General features: G+C 44.9%; 16 protein-coding genes. 4 read left to right on the forward strand and 12 right to left on the reverse strand.

The genetic code is table 11. The annotated features are described in order from the left end of the window. Positions 1 to 58: 58 nt before the first annotated feature. From V144x_RS26235 to V144x_RS26245, 3 genes are all read right to left on the reverse strand, one after another. Positions 59 to 1,456: a sulfatase family protein gene (locus V144x_RS26235; RefSeq protein ID WP_144989842.1), complete on the reverse strand. Its 1,398-nt coding sequence runs from the start codon at positions 1,454 to 1,456 to the stop codon at positions 59 to 61. Between the two features lie 90 nt (positions 1,457 to 1,546). Continuing rightward, positions 1,547 to 4,468, reverse strand: a complete 2,922-nt coding sequence (locus tag V144x_RS26240) for a tripartite tricarboxylate transporter substrate-binding protein (protein WP_144989843.1) — start codon at positions 4,466 to 4,468, stop codon at positions 1,547 to 1,549. A gap of 688 nt (positions 4,469 to 5,156) precedes the next feature. Beyond that, the gene (locus V144x_RS26245; protein WP_144989844.1) at positions 5,157 to 5,702 is read right to left on the reverse strand and encodes a hypothetical protein; all 546 of its coding nucleotides are present in this window, start codon (positions 5,700 to 5,702) and stop codon (positions 5,157 to 5,159) included. A 207-nt stretch (positions 5,703 to 5,909) separates the two neighbouring features. Between V144x_RS26245 and V144x_RS26250 the strand changes: the two genes are divergently transcribed. Beyond that, a complete protein-coding gene (locus V144x_RS26250) occupies positions 5,910 to 7,439 on the forward strand; it encodes a S10 family peptidase (RefSeq protein ID WP_144989845.1) in 1,530 nt (509 codons plus the stop codon). Continuing rightward, the gene (locus tag V144x_RS28550) at positions 7,429 to 7,605 is read left to right on the forward strand and encodes a hypothetical protein (RefSeq protein ID WP_197998646.1); all 177 of its coding nucleotides are present in this window, start codon (positions 7,429 to 7,431) and stop codon (positions 7,603 to 7,605) included. Before V144x_RS26250 ends, V144x_RS28550 begins: the two co-directional genes overlap by 11 nt. Before the next feature lie 139 nt (positions 7,606 to 7,744). On the opposite strand, the gene V144x_RS26255 is transcribed toward V144x_RS28550, so the two are convergent. Beyond that, positions 7,745 to 9,637, reverse strand: coding sequence for an alkaline phosphatase D family protein (locus tag V144x_RS26255; protein ID WP_197998647.1), 1,893 nt, complete (start codon positions 9,635 to 9,637; stop codon positions 7,745 to 7,747). 403 nt (positions 9,638 to 10,040) lie between these two features. Between V144x_RS26255 and V144x_RS26260 the strand changes: the two genes are divergently transcribed. Together V144x_RS26260 and V144x_RS28930 are read left to right on the forward strand one after the other, a co-directional pair. After that, positions 10,041 to 10,247 carry a hypothetical protein gene (locus V144x_RS26260; RefSeq protein WP_144989846.1) on the forward strand — a complete coding sequence of 69 codons (207 nt, stop codon included), beginning with the start codon at positions 10,041 to 10,043 and terminating at the stop codon, positions 10,245 to 10,247. 21 nt (positions 10,248 to 10,268) lie between these two features. Then, complete coding sequence (locus V144x_RS28930; RefSeq protein ID WP_261343637.1) at positions 10,269 to 10,400, forward strand: hypothetical protein; 132 nt, start codon at positions 10,269 to 10,271, stop codon at positions 10,398 to 10,400. A 502-nt stretch (positions 10,401 to 10,902) separates the two neighbouring features. On the opposite strand, the gene V144x_RS26265 is transcribed toward V144x_RS28930, so the two are convergent. From V144x_RS26265 to V144x_RS26300, 8 genes are all read right to left on the reverse strand, one after another. Beyond that, entirely contained in the window at positions 10,903 to 12,630 is a 1,728-nt protein-coding gene (locus tag V144x_RS26265) for a hypothetical protein (RefSeq protein WP_144989847.1), read from the reverse strand. Positions 12,631 to 13,502: 872 nt separating this feature from the next. After that, entirely contained in the window at positions 13,503 to 14,597 is a 1,095-nt protein-coding gene (locus V144x_RS26270; RefSeq protein WP_144989848.1) for an MraY family glycosyltransferase, read from the reverse strand. Continuing rightward, positions 14,594 to 15,490, reverse strand: coding sequence for an SDR family oxidoreductase (locus V144x_RS26275; RefSeq protein ID WP_144989849.1), 897 nt, complete (start codon positions 15,488 to 15,490; stop codon positions 14,594 to 14,596). Before V144x_RS26275 ends, V144x_RS26270 begins: the two co-directional genes overlap by 4 nt. Continuing rightward, complete coding sequence (locus tag V144x_RS26280) at positions 15,477 to 16,385, reverse strand: glycosyltransferase family 2 protein (protein WP_144989850.1); 909 nt, start codon at positions 16,383 to 16,385, stop codon at positions 15,477 to 15,479. Before V144x_RS26280 ends, V144x_RS26275 begins: the two co-directional genes overlap by 14 nt. A gap of 11 nt (positions 16,386 to 16,396) precedes the next feature. Then, on the reverse strand, positions 16,397 to 17,506 hold the full coding sequence (locus V144x_RS26285) for a glycosyltransferase family protein (RefSeq protein ID WP_144989851.1): 1,110 nt from the start codon (positions 17,504 to 17,506) through the stop codon (positions 16,397 to 16,399). 457 nt (positions 17,507 to 17,963) lie between these two features. Then, the gene (locus V144x_RS26290) at positions 17,964 to 18,950 is read right to left on the reverse strand and encodes a GHMP family kinase ATP-binding protein (RefSeq protein ID WP_144989853.1); all 987 of its coding nucleotides are present in this window, start codon (positions 18,948 to 18,950) and stop codon (positions 17,964 to 17,966) included. 188 nt (positions 18,951 to 19,138) lie between these two features. Then, positions 19,139 to 19,903 (reverse strand): NAD-dependent epimerase/dehydratase family protein, encoded by a 765-nt coding sequence (locus V144x_RS26295; RefSeq protein WP_144989855.1) that lies wholly within the window; start codon positions 19,901 to 19,903, stop codon positions 19,139 to 19,141. A gap of 153 nt (positions 19,904 to 20,056) precedes the next feature. After that, on the reverse strand, positions 20,057 to 21,010 hold the full coding sequence (locus V144x_RS26300; RefSeq protein ID WP_144989858.1) for an NAD-dependent epimerase/dehydratase family protein: 954 nt from the start codon (positions 21,008 to 21,010) through the stop codon (positions 20,057 to 20,059). Between the last annotated feature and the right edge of the window lie 10 nt (positions 21,011 to 21,020).

Below are 21,020 nucleotides of genomic sequence, written 5' to 3' on the forward strand. Positions count from 1 at the left end.
GTCGTCTCACCCCCTTTTGCCTACAATACGAACAAGCATCCACCTCCCCAGAGCCCTTTTACATCGGGGCAATCCGTTTGGAGCCGACATCGGTTGTTAAGACGACATGGCTATTGAAGCTCGCTAATATCAACCGCTGTTTGGCAGCCTGATGTTCCGGGGCATCCCACAAGTTGTTGTGTTCCCAGGGGTCCGATTGCAAATCGTAAAGCTCTCCCAGCTCCTTGTCGTGATACAGAGATAATTTATACCGGTCGTCGCGATACATGGTCGCAAAACTGCCATCCCCGCCCGTAAATAACGGATCGAGTGCGTCAAAGTATTCACAGCGAACGCTATCGCGCAGTTGTGAGCCGGTTTGTTCGCCCGTGAGAATCGGGAGCAGACTCTGTCCCTGATGATAGTCAGGGATAGCATTGCCTGTTAATTCGAGTAATGTGGCAGAAAGGTCAAGTAATTCCACAAGCCCGGTTGCACGCTGGTTGGCCACAAAGTGTCCCGGCCAGGAGAAAATCAACGGGACGCGTACCAATCCTTCATAAAACCGACATCCCTTTTGTATCAGCCCATGATCTCCCAACGTCTCGCCATGATCTGAAGTGAAAATGATGACTGTATTGTCTTTCTGTCCTGTTGATTCTAATACGTTAAGTATACGCGCAAACTGATCGTCAATTTGAGCAATCATCGCATAATAAAGTGCCTGAACTTTTTTCAGCTCACTTGTTTCTGTTGAGATCGTGACAGGCTGAAAATCAACCTGGGAAAGCAGTTCTTGAGTCACCTTATCAGACTCCTCAAAATGTGGGCCAGGCATCGCGGCAGGGTCGAACAGATTCGCATATTTTTCAGGAGGAATAAACGGGGGGTGCGGGTCGTAGATATTGATGTTCAGCAACCAGGGTTGTTGATGATCCTGCTCGATAAATTCGATCGCCCGATCAGATGCCCACTTTGTCTGATGATATTCGGGGTCAACACGCTCTTTGCTGTTTCGCATATCATCAAGGCTTTTACCTTGAGCGCGCACCCAGTCGGCATAATCGTGTGTTCCTTCAGGCCAATCATCGCGCGGAGCATGGCTGTGCTGCCAGAGTGTGAACCCGTCATCAAGCCGAGGTTCCGCGCGATGGCCGGCACTGACTAAATGAAATTTTCCAATCAACCCGCACAGGTAACCACTCTCTGCGATCAATCTGCTTATTAGAGGTGGCCAATCGGGAAAGGTGTCGTTGCCATTTCTGGTATTGTGTAAGCGCGAAGGATACAACCCGCTCATAAAACTCGCCCTGCTGGGGGTACAGATTGGACTTTGGCAATACGCATGCGTAAAGGCGACCCCCTCTTCAACGAGCGAATCAACCACAGGCGTTTTCACATACGCGTTCCCCAGCGCACCAATTGTGTCAAACCGTTGCTGGTCGGTGCAATACCATAAAATATTAGGGCGGGTCATGGAATAGCCTTCGTGTTATAGAAATATTGTGGTTGAAAACACTCTGCAACCTCTGTGTGAGGTCTATTTTTCTCCGCTGGAATGAACCAGTTACGGCAGTACAACAGAGAATACTGATGTAAACACAATTTCTGTCCCCAAACCAGTCAACAAAGAGAGTTCGATGAGAATTAACAAATACCTCGGCTGCCATTTTGCCATAGCTCCGCCAGTGACTGCAACCATGAATGCCGTTGCCAGCCAGTAACTGAGCCAGCCCTGTTCTAACACCAGCACATAACAGCAAAGCAGTACGAAACAACAAATGGCCAGCCAGGTGCGCGGCTTACAGCTTGAGAAGCGATTTGTTGACGGTGTTCGACTGAAAAATATTTCCTGTACGACAACAATGCTCATTAATGAGAGAGTTGCAATGATAATATAGAAAGGAAAATCAGGAAGCTGAATTGTTGAGCCGGGAACCAGTTCGCTGAATATTTTCTCACTCTGACTGATATTCTCATTTAATTTCTCGCCCCGATAAAACACAGGTGCAATAGACAGCGCTCGCAAGCTATTCCGTACAGAATCAGATTGCATCGCCTGTTCCAGTGTATCTGCCAGCAGATCAATCCGCTCTTGCGGAGTTCCTTTGGGAGCAAACCAGTATAATGAGTTACCAACCACTGCATCGATACCCTGTTCACGAGCCGTCGCAATGTCCGGCAGGGCGGAATTCCTTTCTTTAGACAATACTGCCAAAGCGCGAATCTGCCCATCTCCTCTATAGGCCAGAAATTCTGCCAACGAAAAAATGGTGGCATCAATATGACCACCAATGAGCAGCGTGTATCGCTTTTGCCCATCTCCGGATTGCACATAATTAAAATATTCACCACCACAAGCCTGTTCTATTTTTTTGGCAGCGAAATGGGCGAGTGCCCCAAAATTGGTTCCAAATTGAAGTTCACCAGGATGGTTCTCGGCATACTGCAACAACTCAGCCAGATTTTTGTGCCGGGCATTTTGATGCACGACTACCACCAGATTGATCTCTCCCGTTTGGGCAATCGGTTCAAAAGCTTCCGGACCATAGTTCACTTTGCCTGAGTACTTCGAAGTAATAAGCCCCTCATGGGTGCAAAGTATTTTATAACCATCAGCCCGCGCCTGTTTGACATTTCGGCTCCCAATCGTACCACTGCCCCCCGCCTGATTTATGATGACGACAGGTTGTTTCAACAGCTTGTTCTCAGTGATTGACTTTTGAACGATTCTGGCAAACAGGTCTGTTCCGCCTCCTGCGGAAAACGGTACGACAACCTGAACGGGTTGTTGAGGAAATTGCGTCAGCTCATGTTGATTCGCGAAGAAACCAGAACACTGAAAAACGATCATGCCAATAATGGCCATCACCGCAACGGTATGCCATACAGGTAAACCGTATCGACTCCAAAATGAGTGAGAATTCTGCTCCCCATTCTCGCTCAATGTTTCTGATTGAGGAACGATACTCGTCTCTTTGGCATCATCATCGTTCATCGTCTTTTTTTTGCTGTCCCATTTTTTTCGAAACTGACGCACAAGCGGCACAATCAGCAATAATGCAGAGATGACGACAAAGAGTAAAGAAATTGGTCGGGTGATGATCGGTAACCAGCTACCATGCGATGACATTAGCCCGGCGCACAAATTTTCTTCAGCAATCGGACCTAAGACAAAGCCAATGACAAAGGGTGCTAATGGGATTCGGTTTCGCTCTAATACCAGTCCCAGCAGCCCGAAACCGAGCATCACCCAGACATCGAACATGCGGTTCGACAACGCAAATGATCCGGCAATACAAAAGGTGAGAATAATGGGTAACAAAAAAGGACGTGGAAACCGTACCAGTTTTGCCAGAAAACCGACTGATGCAATCATCACCGCAAACATGACCAGGTTTGCCAGAAAATAGGTTCCCATAATGGTATGCACGAGTTCCGGATGATCGCTGAACAATCGCGGCCCCGGTTGCAAACCATGCAAAACTAATGCGCCGAGCAAAATGGCATCGATCACACTGCCGGGGATGCCCATCGCCACGAGTGGAATTAAAGCTCCTCCTACAGTCGCATTATTGGCTGCTTCAGAAGCAACAATTCCCTCAGCAGAACCGGAACCAAATTTCTGCGGAGTTTTGGAACTGTTTTTGGCAGCTGAATAAGCGGCTATCGAGCCGATGTTTGCACCAATGCCGGGAAGTATTCCAATAAATGTTCCAATCAGAGAAGACCGCAACATATTAACCCATTGATTTTTCCAATCTACCAAGGTAAGCCACAACCCACTGTGTGTTACCGAGACACGCGGGATTTTCTGGTCAATATTCGCAATATCGCGCAGCACCTGATTGATCGCAAACATGCCAATTAAAACGGGCAACAACTTGAAACCACCATTTAGAGAAGCGAACCCTAATGTGAGTCGTACTTCGCCTGTGGCTGCGGAAATTCCCGGCATGGCTGCCAAAATCCCCAACGTTCCCGAAAAAAGTGAGCGCGTCAGCGATGCGCCATCAATTGTCGCGATCAACACCAAAGCCATCATAACCAGCGAGCAATACTCAAAAGGTCCCAATTGTGTTGACCAGCGGGCAATCGGGGCAGACAAGGTTACTAAAAACAGACAGGATATTAATCCACCCACCAGGGACGCATAAATTCCCAACCCCAGCGCACGACCAGGCTGACCTTGTTGCGACATGGGGTAACCATCAAGTGTTGTCATAACAGAGGCGGGCGTGCCGGGCATTCGCAAGAGTGTGCCGGTTATCAAGCCACCGCTGATTGATCCCACATACATACTCACTAACAATGTCATCGCCAGTTGAGGATCGAGCGTAAACGTCAACGGCAACGTGAGTGCAATCAACATAGCGCCGGTTAACCCGGGAATCGCACCCACGAAGATACCAAGCGATGTTCCCACAAAAATCAGCGTCAGGCTGAGAGCTGTAGATAATTGAACAACTGTAGTTTGAATCGCATCCATATTTTGTACTGGCGCAGATGACTGCTTAACCCCTTACTCAACGGAGACCGTTAGATTGTGAATCATTGAAGAATGATTTTCACCACCAAGACTCCAGATCACAAGGGAGAGCCAAGATGATTTAGTGTTGGCTGATTTTCCCTTAAGGTTCCATCATTATTTTTTTGTGCCTTCCTGACTGGTTGGTGACATATCATTATCCTGATGTATTGTATCTCAAAACAGATCGTGAACATGCCTGATGTGATTTGAATTGTCTCATCATATCCAGAGTATTCTAGGTGATAAAGCCTGGTACTTGAAATTCATTCGCAAGAATTCAGCTATGACCCGCCCCATGACTCATACCAGTCACAAGACTTAACCCTTTGTTGTATCAACTGATGTTCTGTTTCTCTGCTGGAGCGGATTAGAAGTCCCAAAAACGTTCGTTAGCGATTACTGTTTGGGAAATGACGAGTATCGCGAACAAATTTCGACAAAAATCCAATAAGACTGGCTTTGGGTTCTCTTAATTGCCAACCGAAAGTAGTTTTGTCTACCTAGCATAAAGTGTCAGCAAAACCGGTGGTTTAAAAAACATTCGCAAATACCTTTGAGTATATAGGAAAGAGGAGAGTAACGACGGGATCACCTGTGGAGAAAAACGCAGCGTTCTCCGTCAGGTGCATCCACTTGTTGTGCCTTTCTAGTATTGCCGATCAAGTTGTGACTGCGATAGCATCTTGTGCGACTCGAACAGCTTCCCGAAGCTCTCCATTGACGCGTGCAGGGGATGTTCATCCGCGAGGCCGGATAACTTGCTGAACAGACTCGTCAAAAAACCTTGCTTCTGCAAGTAACGGACCATGATCGAGCGCTGTTCGGATTCCTTCTCTTCCGGGAAGAACATGATGTTGTACTCATACCTGTCACCGGCGAGCAGTGTCTCGTAGTAGACGCCCCAATCCTCGGAGCACCCACCCTTGATCCAGTCTTGTACGTCATGGCCCTCTTTGAGAAGGTGGTCTTCCAGACGCAAGCATACGTAAGTCGCCGCTTCGAGACAGATCTCGTCATCATCCTGGAAACGGTCTTCTGGAACGGTGACCACTACGGCCACGTACTGATCTTCTGGCTGAAGTTGTCGTTCTTTTGGCATAATGTTGATTAAAACGTGCATGCCAAAACCTGTCCAGACGGAAATCATCTCATCGAATCTGAATTCGCGAAAATGTATGGCTTCCACGCTCACGCGTGGAGTCCGCGTATTGGGTGGTTTTTTGAAACGATTCGTAAAACTTATGGGTAAATGACACTTCTGGTTTTAGCCATCGCATTTCCGTGTGCTACCCGGCCCGCAGCGGTAGACAAACAAAAAAGAGGTTGTCACAATCGAACGCTTAGTCTTGTGACTGGTGTCATTCACGGGGGCACGTCAGATTGAATCAGAGGATCCAAGATGAGCAATACGAATCAGGAAGAGGTCGGTAACCTGTCGAACGCCGAATACGATTTCCCCAAGTATGCCGCCACTACTGAGCACACACTGCAACTGTCCAGTGGGCCACTTGCCTACAAGGCGGTTGCGGACTGGATTAGCTTGCGGAAGATCTACAAGCCTGTAGCACACCTGTTTTACACTGCGTACATCGCCGAACCACAGGACTGTACCCGTCCATTGACTTTTGTTTTCAACGGCGGTCCAGGAGCGGCATCAGCCTATCTGCACATGGGAGCCCTGGGTCCAAAGCGAGTGGCGTTCGGAAAAATGGGATCGCTGCCAGAACCGCCGACGCAGGTGGTGGATAATCAAGAAACTTGGCTGTCATTTACCGACCTGGTGTTCATCGACCCCGTGGGAACGGGATTCAGTCGGGCACTGAAGGAACCGGGCGCAAACAAGAATGCGGAGGGCAGCAAGGAAAAGTTCGCCGAATCAGGACCGGAGGAGAATCCCGAGTTCTGGGAAATCGAGAAAGACCTTGATGCGCTGGGCGAATTCATCTGTCGATTTCTCTCAAAGTATCATCGCTGGACGTCGCCTCTGTTCATTGCGGGGGAGAGCTACGGCGGATTTCGAGTGGCCAGGATGGCGCGGAGGTTGCAGGAGAAGCATGGCGTGGGCTTGTGCGGCGCGCTGCTGATTTCGCCTGCGATCGAACTCGATGCACTTCTTGATTCAGACTACAACCTGGCGCACTGGATTGAACTGTTTCCGTCGCTGGTCGCGGCCGCACATCATCATGGTCGTACGGAGGATCTGGGCAATGATGACATTCAGAGCCAGGGAGAATCATTCGCCAACAACGAGCTGGTGCGGTGGCTAGCACAGGGTGAGGCACTACCCGCAGATGAACTGGCGTTGATCGTTGGGCGAATGTCGGCACTGACCGGGCTGTCGGCGACCGTGCTCGAGCGAGCAGGCGGCCGGATCAGTGCGACAATGTTCAGCCGCGAACTGCTGCGTGGCGAGCGACGATTATGCGGTCGGTACGATGCCTCTGTGACGACGGTGGACCCCTTCCCGGATCGCAATGGCTATGAAGGGCCAGACCCGACGCTGTTTTCCATCGACCGTCTTTTTACCGGTGCCATCAATCATCACTTGCGGACCAACCTTAAAGTGGAAACTGAACTCGATTACCGCTTGCTAAGTATGCAGGTGAACGAGAAGTGGAAGGACAAGAGCAATCGGCACTTCTTTGTACGACAGGTTGGTGCTATGGATGATCTGCGATACGGAATGAGCCTCAATGGGCACATGAAGGTGTCTATCACGCATGGCCGCTTTGACCTCGTCACGCCTTACTTCGGCAGTCAGCGACTGACGAAACTGATGAAACTTACCGACGAGCAGAAATCGAATTTGACCTGCCGGAATTTCGACGGCGGTCACATGTTCTATAGTTGGGACGAGTCACGCATCGAATTTCACTCGCAAATGCAGAATTTCTATCAATCGGCCTTGCCGGGCGATCGTGACGCATAGTCCAAGTGGTCTCAAGGCATATCCCGCCCGGGCAGGGCAATCGAAAGCGATCCCGAATAGCGGGCGTGGAATTTCGGGTATACCGTTTACGCGATCACGCGAATCGGGTATCGTAAAACGTCTCGCGAAAATGGGTGGTTTTAAGCACGAACCGGAAAACGTGTGAGTTTGTGGAACATTCAGCGGCTGAGATCAACCAATCAGACGAACTGCAAGTGCCGAATACTTCAGAAATAATCAAATCGAATGAGTTTATTGATCCTAAGCTCCGGCATCAACCCCAGCCGCTGGGAATCGCGCTAAGATCATTTCTGTCCCTTTATAACAGTTTCACTGTAACGCAACTCACCAGTGAGACCGTCGAAGAACTGGAATATGACCTGCGGTTTCGGGAAAACAACCCAGCGTTCTCCGCCACGTTGTACGGGGTTGTTGAAGACGTTGTTAATCTGCACGACACAATAGGTCGGGTAAACTCGGTGTGCTCGAGGAATGTCGTTGAGTACATAAGTTGACCAACGGATGTCACAAGCCCGTGGCCCATACTTGAACGGACCATTGACGGGACGATTCCCTTCGTCATCCTGCGGAGCATGGTTGATAGAGTTATGCGGTCCCGATGCAAACTCCCAGACATTGTCGGTAATACGAATAGCAAAGCTGTTGTGCAAGTCGCCAGTCAGCACAAACACTGGCTGCTCCAGTTTATCCCAGAATTGAATTAACTCTTCGCGCTCTTCCAAAAAGACCGTCCAAGCATCGTCCTTCTTGACTGCCTTGTTCAAATCTTTTCCACCACCACTCCCCACATGTGGCACCATGAAATTCACCGAGGAGACCACAAAAATGAAGTCCGCCTTACTATTACTGATACCCTCTTTAAGCCATTTGAGTTGTTGCTTACCAAGCATCGAAGCCCCAGGCTTATCGGGTCGATCGACGTCATGCAGATCGCGATGCGATCGTGTATCGACTAGAAAAAAATCGCAGTTGGACATCGTGAACTTGCCGTAACATCGCCGACCCAACGAATACGGGCCGCGGGAACTGGCTTTGGCTGGGGGAGAAATCTGCACACGATGGGCATCGAGTACCTTGACAATTTTATAAACACCTGCGTTCGGGTTGCCAGGTGACTCTGTATCGAGTGTCATTTCCTTCACACCTGCTGTCGGTCTATCCCAATGCACATGCAGTGTGGCATAATCTTCCATTTTAAGTTTCGTGAAATCGGTATCCGGGTCGGTCAAAATATTGCTCATGGCTTTAAACTCCCCAAGGCCAAAATGTGCAACTGCTTTGTGCTGTAATGGATTGGCCCAGGCCAGGTAATCAAACCAGGCGCGCACGCCAATATCGCGAAACACCGCGCGGCGGTTCACATAGCCGATTTCTGCCGTACCATAAATGTCGTTGAGTGTTTCGTGGTCATCATAGGTGTAGAAACTCGGCACATGGCGATGCCACTCTGAAAGATTCCGCCCGCGTGTCAGATAAGTCTTGTAATTTTCCCAGACACCAGTAATCGACGGCGCAACTTTGACAATGTTTGGAACCGCGGCGGGCTTAATCCCAACCTGTTTGATCCACTCAGCAGCGGGATAGTCACGCCGATTTTCATACAACCAGTCACCGTTGAGAATGGCAAATTGAATATCATCACGCACCTTTCTGTTGAGCGTATTGAACGTAGGCAAACTAGGCCCGGCACCATCGCCCGCCCCATGCTGATTGTTCCCGCAGGCAAACTCAAACTTGAAATTGAACAGTCCTTTGGGATTGTATTTTTCGTTCCTGAAGTCAGCCGTTCGCGGCAGCGTAAGAAAACTCCCCGCTTCCTGATGGTCCAGTACCCGATAGTAATACCGTGTGTTCGCTTTAAGACCGCTAAGCGTGAGAACTCCTGTATTGTCACGACCAACATGCGTGATCGCGGGTTGCGAAACATGGTTCAGTTTATTGAGATCGGTTCCGTACCGAACATGCACCTTTCCTGGCCGATGCGTGCGCACCCACATACTCATGCTATCAGGCCTGGGACGACCAAGTATCGGGCCATGACTCAGGCGCGTCTCAGCAAAGTCCTCCACCAGAAGTTTTTGAGAGGATTCTACTTTCTCGTTCGGTTGTTGAGCCATCGCAGATGCAATAGCGACAAACATCAGCACAACTACTTTAATACTGCTCTTGATAAGCATGACGAATTTGATCCTGTAATTTTGAACGAGTTTTCTATATCACAATACAAAGAGAATACCCCGTTAAGCAGCATGTTGTAAACTAGATAGGATCAGATTTTCCTGGTAGTTGCGAGATGTCGGCAGCCCGTTGACATTTTTAACTTTAGTCATTTGATTGTTTTTAGTGCATGCGAGACCTTCCCTCATGAATGATATCTGTCACGATTCTTAGTCTTCTAGTGTTTCAACTGATGTTCTGTGTGTCTGCCGGAGCGGAAAATGGAGACTCAAAAAACATTCGTTTTTTGAGAAGATAATACCAACTCTTATTTTGGCTTATATTTTTGTTCAAAGCATCATGTAAACTCATCTCGCAAATCAAAGTTCCACCAGCTCATTTAGACTATATTTCTCGAATAACTTGGAAAAAATCACCTGGGGAGAAGCCTGTCATCCAGGTACGAATGTCACTGGGTCCGAGGTAGTCGAGTCTGGATGGCACGACTTCCGAATCACCGTAATCAGTAAACGCTACCAACAACTGCAAGTCGGCACAAATCTCCAAGGAGCGTTCAAGAAAGGCCGCAAGTTCCCTTCGGGCAGATTCGGCCTCGTCGCAGTCGCCTGAGAAACCGCAAGCGTCACCTGTATGCCGAGCGCTGATGTAATACAGGAAGCGTGTCGGAAAGATGACTTGCGAGTCGCAGGACGTGGCTTTGTCGTGAGAATCGACGAATATATGCCCATCCGTTTCGTCATGTCTGTCTGGCGTGTATTGTAAGATAGGCAGTGGCTCTACCGAACCGAGAACGAGAGGATGGCACATGAATTCTCCATTGGACTATCGGATTATATCACCAGCTAGACACAAAGAATGCCATCTGGTTCGCACTGCAAACCCTTAGGCAGAAGATAGCGAATTCTACTTTTTCAATTGTCTTTTTGCAGGCAAACCCAGCCAACGATTCGCGGTTAATACTTTGCACATAAGACTAAACCACTTGGGTGAGATTCTCTAATAATCCGCAGCCTTTCCCACCCTAACCACGACATTCCAGAGGGAGATCGCAGACGGCAAGACAGATCCCCATTAGCGAACGCGTGGGGCATCGTAGTGAACGAGTCGAACCAAGAGCCAATAAACGCAGACCAAAAACAATAGCTCTGATGAAGAGACCCAGGTATCATCGCCATAGAAAACGATAGGCTGTCACATGAATGTAAACCCTTACGTTACAACCGACAGTGCCATTCATTACTGATCGATATTTGATTTGGATGAGTTACTTAGGAAATTTTGAGTTGGTGAGTTCCTGAAATAAGCGGGTGTCCCAAATTGATTGAGGACTCTCTTTCCCATTGGTGTACCCACTACAGAAAGCAGTTAAGCTTTCAATTGTGTTGTAGGTACGATCTGCCTGAGATAAGCGGATCCAGGCTTCACCAACAGTGAATGGTGCGCGTCCCGTACCAACAGCGAACCCAGCTCCATAGGCCACTTCATGGAATTCATACGGTTTGTTGTACATTGTCAAGATCTCTTTGTCTTTGATTTTTGTCTTGCCAGTAATCGCACAGAAAATGCCGATATAGTATGCTCCCAGTTCACCTGCCTGTTCTTCAAATTTTTGAATCCACATCGGATCACCAGAACGATCACTGATCAGGTAAGCCCAGATTGAGATTTCGTCAATTCGATCTGACAGAATGTTGTTGTGGCTATCTTCATTAGATGCCGCAGGAAACAATGAGAGCATACGTTTCATTAGTTCGTTTTGTAGTTTCTTATTGTTGACACGTCGTGCAGCTCGATATGTAGAAAAATAAAGAATGTTAAGATCTCTTAGCATGTGTTTATAATCTTCATTCTTGGGATTATAAAGTCGTTGGCTCTGTTCCAGCAGATTGCGTGACGCCAACTGCAACAGCTTCTCATCAGCGCATAACCGGGCGGTTTCAAGCGTGAGTAGCATATAAAATCTCCAGAGCTCACTGTCTGGTTCTTGCAGTAGAGCAGTCAGGACTTCAGGTCTTTTTTTATAAGTTTGATTGCGAAAAAGATTCAGAATCGATTTCACAGAAGAAATAAATCGAGATAATTTTGGATGAGTTTTCAGGCGATCTGACGAAAGTAATATTGAGTTGTTGACTTCAACCCCAAAAGTTTCCAGAAATCTGGATTGCCAGATCAGGATTGCAAGTGGTTCGTCCCTTTTTGCTAATAAATCCAGACCTGCGTCAAAAGCAGAAGTCCACCCACGTCTGAAACAACCCAGACCGAAGAGCAGATCGATACGTTCTAACAGCTTGTTCATCGCATCGGTACGCTTTTCAAGTGGCACGATGACCTGAATGGCGAGAGCACATTGCGCAATTTCATATCTGACAGGATGATAAGAGATCGTATGGTATCCCTTCGGTGGATACGAAGTTTCCAGGAGATGCAAGGCCTGCGGTGCGAGTGCTATTGCGTCCGGAACAAGTTTTTGAATTTCAGAATTTGGATCTCTTGATTGACGGGCAAGGTCGTACCGGGCGGAAAACCGCAGCACATTAACCATCTCCTGATCAACTTGCTTGAATGGTTTTGTTTCCTGAGCCAGCAACTGTGTGATCAACTTCTCAGGTGGCACATTCTCATGTCCTGCCAGACTGGCTAATTTTCTGGATAAAGAGAGTTCGGATTGCTGGGAATAATTGAGGCCTGCCCAGTAAAGTCCATTCCGCCAGCAATTGGATAGTCGATACTCTTCCCCCCCTTTGTTAGCAGATGACCAGCGCTCCATAAGTTGAAATGTTTCTTTTTCTCTTTGTAATTCTGAGAGGGCATTCAGACACGAAGCTTGTTGAGATTCCAGGGAGTTCTCGCTCTCAACTGTCGGGTCATTGATCATAGTGCGGGCAAATTGAAAAAGTATCTCATCATTGGCCCACCCAATCGATGGAACTGAAAACGCGATGAGTAAAGTCCAGACAAGAGAATTTCGTTTGCATTGAAAATAAAAATTCATAATAAGTCTGACCTGAAAACGAATTAGCGAAAGCATGGTTTAGTCAGGTTAAAATACCTTAGACCACTCCATACACAGGACGAAAAGACGAGTTGTTGAACTAGTACTCTTATAAGTAAGTGTCTTTTATCTTTGATTTCTTCTGAAATTGCCTTTGGAAAAAACATTAAATCTTGAGTTATTTTTTGAGTCATAACCTATCTTGGATCTACTATAAAAACATTTCCTTTTTAAAGGAATGTTTTTCTTTGGCTTATAGAGGAAATTAAGGGGGCAGGAAACTTGAAACAAATAACTTTTTCCCCAGTTTTATCAAGTGATACTCCCCATACCATTTTGCTCGCTGCTCTAACATCACCACTGCCCAATTTTTATCTCTGCGTTATTGAGTGATATCAGATAGTATCTTTTCGCGCGGGGTTTGGGTGCGAGTGTTTATACCTGCTGCGCAGTGGGTTTTATTTGATTGTTAGAGAAGGGAAGTCGGCCTGGATTCAATTTTGTCAGTGCCTGCTCTTTCCTATCTATCGACCACCTCTGTTTACTTCTGTGACAAACTACCATCTTCACAAAAGCGAATTGAATAAAACGGTGATCGTGTTGAGGAGCTTTTTTGAGCCGTTATTATCACGCTGGATAACTGAAGCGACTTCTGGGAGCCCCATTTTTGGTCCAACAAATCACAATTGAGGATCTACAGAATTACGTAATTAAACGCTCAAAAGAAAAGGAAAATCGAGGCTGACAGGCCAACTCTTCAAGAGCCCGTCGGAGTCCTTTATCAAAAATGGATGAATCTTGCAATTTGTCAAGTACCCCTTATCCTCATGAGTGTAATGAGCGTTAATCATATAATCAATTTGTGCCTGCAATTATGGCTTGATTGAATCAACAACCAGTTCCTGTTGAGTTCCCGCACCAAAATACAATGCCAGGAACAATAGCGGCGCCCAGGCGATTCCTAGGATTAAGAGCCCCCACTCAGGCCAAACCAATGTAATTCCAGCTAATGGAAATAGCCAGAAGACATTTATTATAAGGATATATAACGTCACTTTCCTGTGAGCTACAATTCGACCTTTGTCCGTACCATCTACAAATTCCAGCCAGCGAGATACCTTTTGATATACGTGGCTATTGTGTGCTTGATACCAACGTTGTCCATGTAACATGCGTCTGAAAAGAGTGGATGTTGCATCAACCCAAAATACACCAGATAAAATTAGCCATGTCCAAAGATTTAGCGAGCCATTCATGATCGTAATCAATGCAATCATCTCTAAAACATATCCTAAGAATGTACTCCCCGCATCACCCATAAATATTTTCGCCGGGGCCCAATTAAAACTTATAAACCCAATTAAACTGGCAAACAATAAAACAATAATAAGTGTCTCTTCATTAGATAGAGTCCCATGTAATCCAATGAGTATAATCGCTGACAGAAGAATGTAAATTGACTCCAACGACGCCAAGCCATCAATTCCATCCATGAAGTTAAATAAATTAAGCCACCAGACTAAGAGTAATGTAATTAAAATCCATGATAACCAGGGAGAATTAAATTTGAGGCCTAACAATTCAATTTGAGGCAAAGGGGAAAAAACAAAGAGAGTCGCTGTAATGATCAATAGCTGTGTGATAAGGCGTAATTTTGCTGAAAGTTGCAGACAATCATCGAAAAAACCAATTAACGCAATGAAAAAACTACCTAAACCAATACTGAGAACGAAAGTTCCAGTAATATAATTCCATGAGTACAAGAGACCCAGGATCGCTAAAAAGCTAATAACAAAAGCCAATCCACCTCCTTTGGGAGTTGGGTTAACATGAGCACATCGCTCAGTTGGTTCGCTAATCAAACCAACTCTAGTAGCATTTCGAATAATTAACTTCGTGCAGACAATTGAAATGATAACTGCTAAAAAAAATAGTATGCCAAGTAGAGTTAAGTCCTCATTAGTCATTTACCAACATCATCCTTACTTAATTGAAAACCTTTTGGTTCAAATTTAAGATCATGCTTGGCATCTTGACTGGGAAAAATAAGGTCCTGATTCATTCTATGCGCCATACCCACTGATATTTTTCTAAATTGTGGAATGAAATGCAAGATCGCAATAATTATGCGAAATACTATCAGAGGTAAGTGAAAATATTTTGGTTTCATTTCCAAAACGTTAAATACTCTTTCGACCATATTTTTGTATGATAATATTTCTCCACCTGAAACATTATATGCTTTATTAATAATATTTTCTTCAAAAAGGACTAAAAGACAAATCCTTGCAACATCATCAACGTGAATGGGCTGTCTCAAGCCATTGGCTTTACCTAAGAGTGGAAAAAAGCCAAAACGCTGAATGAATCGAGCAATTGTTGTTATGTTCTGGTCACGTCCAAATCCATAGATGAGGGTTGGCCGTACTATAATCCAAGCGATCTTATTTTTCTCTGCCCAGTTAATTAATTGCTGCTCACTGTCTACTAAACGATTTGCAAGATTTTGTTCTGAAACATCAATGGAATTTATTTTTGAAAAACGGCTGGTAGAACTGAGAGCAACGATTCGGCGTGCTCCGAGTGATTCTAATAAAGAAAAATAATCAGGCAAGACCCAAATGGGTGCCAGGCAAATCCAATATTCTATTTTCTGTGCGACAGCAGGAAGCTGATTATCGTGTAACACACACCAGTGAACATTGTCTATCTCTTCAGACATAAGTTCCTGTTTGTTTCGACTGAATGCAACCCAGGTAAGGTTTTTGTCTGAGAGTGGCTTGAATTCTGGTACAAAGAGACGGTTTCCGACCAAGCTCGTAGCCCCCAGAACACCAACTACAGATTCAGGCTTTAGCACTTTTTATCCATCTCATAAAACGTCGTATATAAAAATAACAGGCGAGCAAGCTAAACCGTAACCAGACTCCCACTGCGACAATCCACATTAATATTCCGGGATATTGGTGTCGGAAAAATTTACGATAAAATCGCATCATCCCTTTATGTTTATACCATTCAACGACAACAGGTGTTGGCTCACTGCAAGCTCCTTGAAAGTGAGTTAGAATCGCATCTGGAACAAACATAATTTTCCCCCCATTCAGCCTGAATCGCATGCACCAGTCCAGGTCTTCGCAGTGGAGAAAATATTTTTCATCCAAGCCGCCGACAGCTTTAAATGTTTCACGATTGATTAACATGCAAGCCCCGGAGATTGCCTCAACTTCAATGGGGTGCTCTGGAACTTCCTGCTGATGTAGATTGAAATCGGAGAACAATCGCGGGTAACGCTTTGAAAGAAAAGATAAGTTGAACACTCTAACAAAAGTTCGCCAAGGGGTAGGAACCGCACGTCGCCCCCCGGGCTGCTCACTTCCATCAGCGTTGAGCAGGCGGCCTCCGACCATCCGTACCGTATCGTCTGCCTGCAAGCAGTTAAATAATTTTGGAATCGTACTTTCATAAATCATACAATCCGGATTGAGGTACAGCAGATACTCGTTGACTGTATTTTCTGTCCCGATGTTACAGGCAACAGAGAATCCCAAATTCGACTGATTTCGTATCACTTTGAGTTGTGGATAATTTACAAAAGTCGACTCCAAAAGTGAAATACTCTCATCACTTGAGGCATTATCAACGACTATGACCTCAGCTTCGGGAGCACATCGTATTACAGATTTCACGCACTCAGTGATGTGCTCACCAGAGTTATAATTGACTATGATCACTGAAAGGTTTGCTTGGGTCATCAACTTCGAATTCACTTTATCCACGTGCTTATTTTTGCAAAACGAGTAGACCAGTCGCTTGCTTTTCTGAATTGTTCTACTTCCAAAAGTGTTGGTGATACGCTCAAGCTTTGAGACACACACTCCTCTAAACTGGTTTCTTCAAAAAAAACCACACCGCCCTGCTTGGCATGATCTGGCATTGATCCAAATTGTGTCGACAGAACGGGTTTTCCCAGTCCACGGTATTCATAAAACTTAATTGGATCAACTCCCTGTGACAGAGGATTTATTTTAAAAGGTATGATCCCGATAGAAAAGAGTCTGATCTGCTCAATAATTTCCTCTCGCGGACAAGCTTCGCGTAACTCGACATTATCCGGAAGAACAGGAGGACGAACAAAGCAGGGACCAATTAATCTAATGATGCAGTCAGGGTTTTTGTTTGCCAGTGCGATGGTTAAATCCCAGTCAAACCATTCTGCAATAGACCCTACGTAGCCTAAGACGATGGGCTCGTGTGAAGTGACATTTTCTTTTTGAGGTAGTGGAAGTGAAATCATATCATAACCATTTTCCACCACTGAAATTTCCGATTTCAGATGAGAAATATTCGATGCCAGATGTTGGGCTGAGACCATGACACGGTTGACCCGTTTGATGATTTGCTGCTCCCATGATTTCATGGCAATTTTTGAAAGCCCTGAATAGAACTGAGAAAATTCATCCATGCGATCATAAATTGTTATTTTTGTTTCAATGTGATTCAACAACCAGAGCCCCAATCGATTCGGTTTGCCTATTCCTAGTATGAGTTGGTCTTCTGAATCTAAGCAAAAGTTGAGTAGTTGCGTCTTTACATTTTTCCAGAGTAAATCATTGAGATGTTTAATAATTGGAATTGGTTCCAATGGGAAACAGGGAACATTGAGAACCGTAAGGAACGGTAGTTTTTTTTTAGATTTGCTGGAAACAAGATCCGGACGTCTTCTAAAATCATTGGCTCTTGGCAGACGTGTAGGAAACGGGTTCACCCATAAAATTTTTTCAACAGGAGAAGATTCTGCCAAATATTTCACGAATTCGTGAGGGCGCTGAGTATAACTATCCCAGGGAACAGGCGAAAAATAAATTAGATCCATTCGTCGGCATCTCTATTCTTTTTTGAAATCTCATATCTGCCTGCAAAATTCTAATGCTTTGTCAGGCTTAGAATTGAGGGCTGGGAGTGTTGTTTACGTACTCCGTTGTCGCACTCCCGTGTTCTCGATTACCCCAATATTCAAAATGACACTCCACCAGCCTGTGTCCAGGTTGACTGTAGCGTCTCCAGGGCCATTTGGTTCGAGTATACTAAAAAGAGAGACGCTAAGGTTAAATGTGATGCGCTTTAGTCTGTTGATTACTTATCAAGTTTGAATCTATCGTCTTAGTCTTCCTCGGGAGAACTGTCTTTTAAACTCTGACTGAGATGAGCTACAGATTCCACTAATCGTATCGAATTTTCAGTCAGGTCAGGTAATACAACACATTTCAATAGTCATCCTGGAGTTCACAACCAAGTTGAAAAAGTATTTTGGAAAACTTCTGTTTTGGACTTCAAGGTTGATAATAAATTATTTGGCTCCCTGTATTGTCAAAATCAAATGGAACGTGAATCAAATTGCTCAATGCATGTTTCACATTTTCCTGCCGTTCAGGTGGGACGCAGAATAACATAAACCCCCCTCCACCTGCTCCGATGACCTTTCCTCCAAAAGCTCCTGCTTCCATTGCTGTTTCATAAAGTTTATCAATCTTGTCATTACTGACCTTTTCCGAAAGGCCTCGTTTGTATTTCCAGCCTTCGTGCAGTAATTGCCCGAACCGATCCGGCTTCCATTCAGTTGCGTTGATCAGATCTAAGGCATTGTCTACCATTTCTCGCATACGGGTTAATTCTGCATGCTTTCGACTCATATTTGCAATTTGGGATTTAGCGATACTGGCAGCAATTCGAGAAAATCCTGTAAAAAAAAGTAATAGATGTGAATTCAAATTTTTGATTCGCTCAATATTCGCAAGGACAGGAGAAACCGTAATTTCGTCATTTCGTTTAAACTCAATGATATTAAAACCACCAAAGCAGGTTGCGGTTTGGTCTTGCGAACCAACGTCTTCTCCGATGACATCCTGCTCAATTCGGATGGCCTCATAGTTCAAATCAGGTTTTGAGATCCTTAATCCCTGAAGCGCTGTCAGTGCATTGATTAAGCCGACACTAAAAGATGACGAAGAACCTAAACCTGATCGTGCAGGTAAATCAGCGTCATTATGAATTTCAATTCCATAATCGAGATCAAATTCTTTAATGACAGCTCTAACAGCGGGATGCTCGATCTCATCTGCGTGTTTGACATTTTCAACTTTGGAATAAGCAATTCTATGTTTATGCTCAAAGAAAGGGGGAAGTTTTCTACAAGTAATGTAACAATATTTGTCAATAGAAGTAGATAATACGGCTCCTCCATTTTCACGATACCACGCTGGGTAATCTGTACCACCGCCAAAAAATGAGACCCGGAAGGGAGTACGGCAAATAATCATAGGATTGATTTCTGTCAATAAGAGTCGTAAACCATAGTTTATTGAGTTTGAATGGCCTTATGCCATTCAGGTGTTTTGAATCGATTGATTACTTTTGAACGAATTCTCGAACCTTATCTCTGTAACATCAAGCTTGAGTTTCTTTTGACTGACATTATGAGTGAGTGATTTGACGAACCTTTTTTATCTTAGATCGCTTCTTGAATAAACTTTTTAACACAAGTTTCAGTATCGGGTAAATTCAGATGTTGCTCTACCTTTGCTGTTGAAAGTTCATATCGAACCGGAGTTGCCTCGGTTTTCCCATCAATAGATTTTCCAGCTAGTTTGCTGATTGCTTCAACTGAAATCGTATGTTTTGCCGTTAGATTGAAGATTTCATTTGAAAATTTCATCTCGATCAGGGACATAATTAATTGGGCTGAATCATCTGAATGGATTAACTGAAACTCGCTTTTTGGATGAACCCATAGCGGCTGGTCATTCAGTAGATCATAAACCGCATTTTTCTTTAGACCGGGACCGACAAATCCTCCCATACGAATGATCAACCAATCTCTTGCAGTATGTTGCACACATTGTTCTGCCAAGTATTTATGAAACCCATAGGTGCTGAGATCTGAAACCGAAGGTGATGATTCTTCCAGAGTTGACGTGGGATTACTACAGTCAGCGTAAACATCACTGGTGGAGAGAAAAACATATTTCTGATAGTTAAAATCTTCCAGCGAGTTTCTCACAGATGCCACACTCGCTTGAAATTCCCATTTCGGATCCTGATGACCCAGAAATTTTTTGGAGTTGCCATTAGCGTTAATCAATAAATCGCAAGAACTTCCTATACAACTTTCATAGTTTTCTCTTGTGATGACTTTATATGGAATCTGTTGTTTTTCAAAAAACCTTTCAAAGGCAGAACCAACAAAACCTCTGCCTCCTAAAACAAAAATCATGAAAACATCCCTTCCTTTGAATATTCATGATGAAAAATACGAACTGAGTATAAAGCGATCTTCCTCAGACAAAAGAATAATCCATCTTTCACTATTATGGAATTGCTTTTATGCCGAAGAGTACAATTCTCAAAAATTTCTAATTTCTCTTAATCATAAACGGATTCCATCAGTTTGGTTCTGATAATGCTTCGTGAGCCAATTAATGGTTTTTTCTAAGCCTTCACTTAATGGCGTCTCACATGCCAGCCCTAATTCAGAAAGCCGCGAGACATCGAAAATCTTGATTAACTGACCATTCGGTTTGGAAGTATCCCAGTCAATTGTACCCTCCCAATCCATTTTCTCTTTTATTGTTTCAGCTAGAACCTTGATTGGTGTTTCAGTACCAGATGAAATATTGACCGGTTCACTTGAGTCATAATTCTCAATGAACCAGGGAATGATTTTGGCAACGTCAGCGGCGTAAACGAAATCTCTAACTGGTGTCCCGTCTCCCCACATGGTAATTTCCGACTCTCCTCTTAATTTCGTTTCGTAGTAGCGCCGTATCATCCCAGGGACGACATGAGATTCATTATTACGAAAATTATCGAATTCTCCATACATATTCCCTGGTATCAAAACAACAGAATTAAGTCCATACTGGGTTCGATAACTTTGTGACGCCGTAATCCCCATTTTTTTGGCGACAGAATAACCAGCGCTTTCCGCTTGCGGGTAGCCTTCCCACATTTGGTCTTCTGAGATCGGGGAGACTACTTTGGCAGGATAACTACAGCCGCCCATAGTATAAATTATTTTCTTCACTTTGTGCTTCGCAGCATATTCAAACATCAGTGAGCACAAGGTGATATTCTGAAAAAAGAAATCAGCAGGGAACTCACGATTTGCACCTATGCCACCAGAATACGCGGCCAGATGAATGACAATATCAGGTTGCAGGTCTTTGAACATGGTTTCAACATGAACCGGATTCATCAAATCATAATCTTGAGAAGATAGACCCTTGATATTCTGACTACCATATTTTTCCTGAAGCAACGGCATGAGGTGCCGACCTAGGAAACCCGTCGATCCTGTAACCACGATCGTTTCTTTTTGCATTAAAGTCCTC

It is taken from the genome of Gimesia aquarii, assembly GCF_007748195.1.
GTDB lineage: Bacteria > Planctomycetota > Planctomycetia > Planctomycetales > Planctomycetaceae > Gimesia > Gimesia aquarii.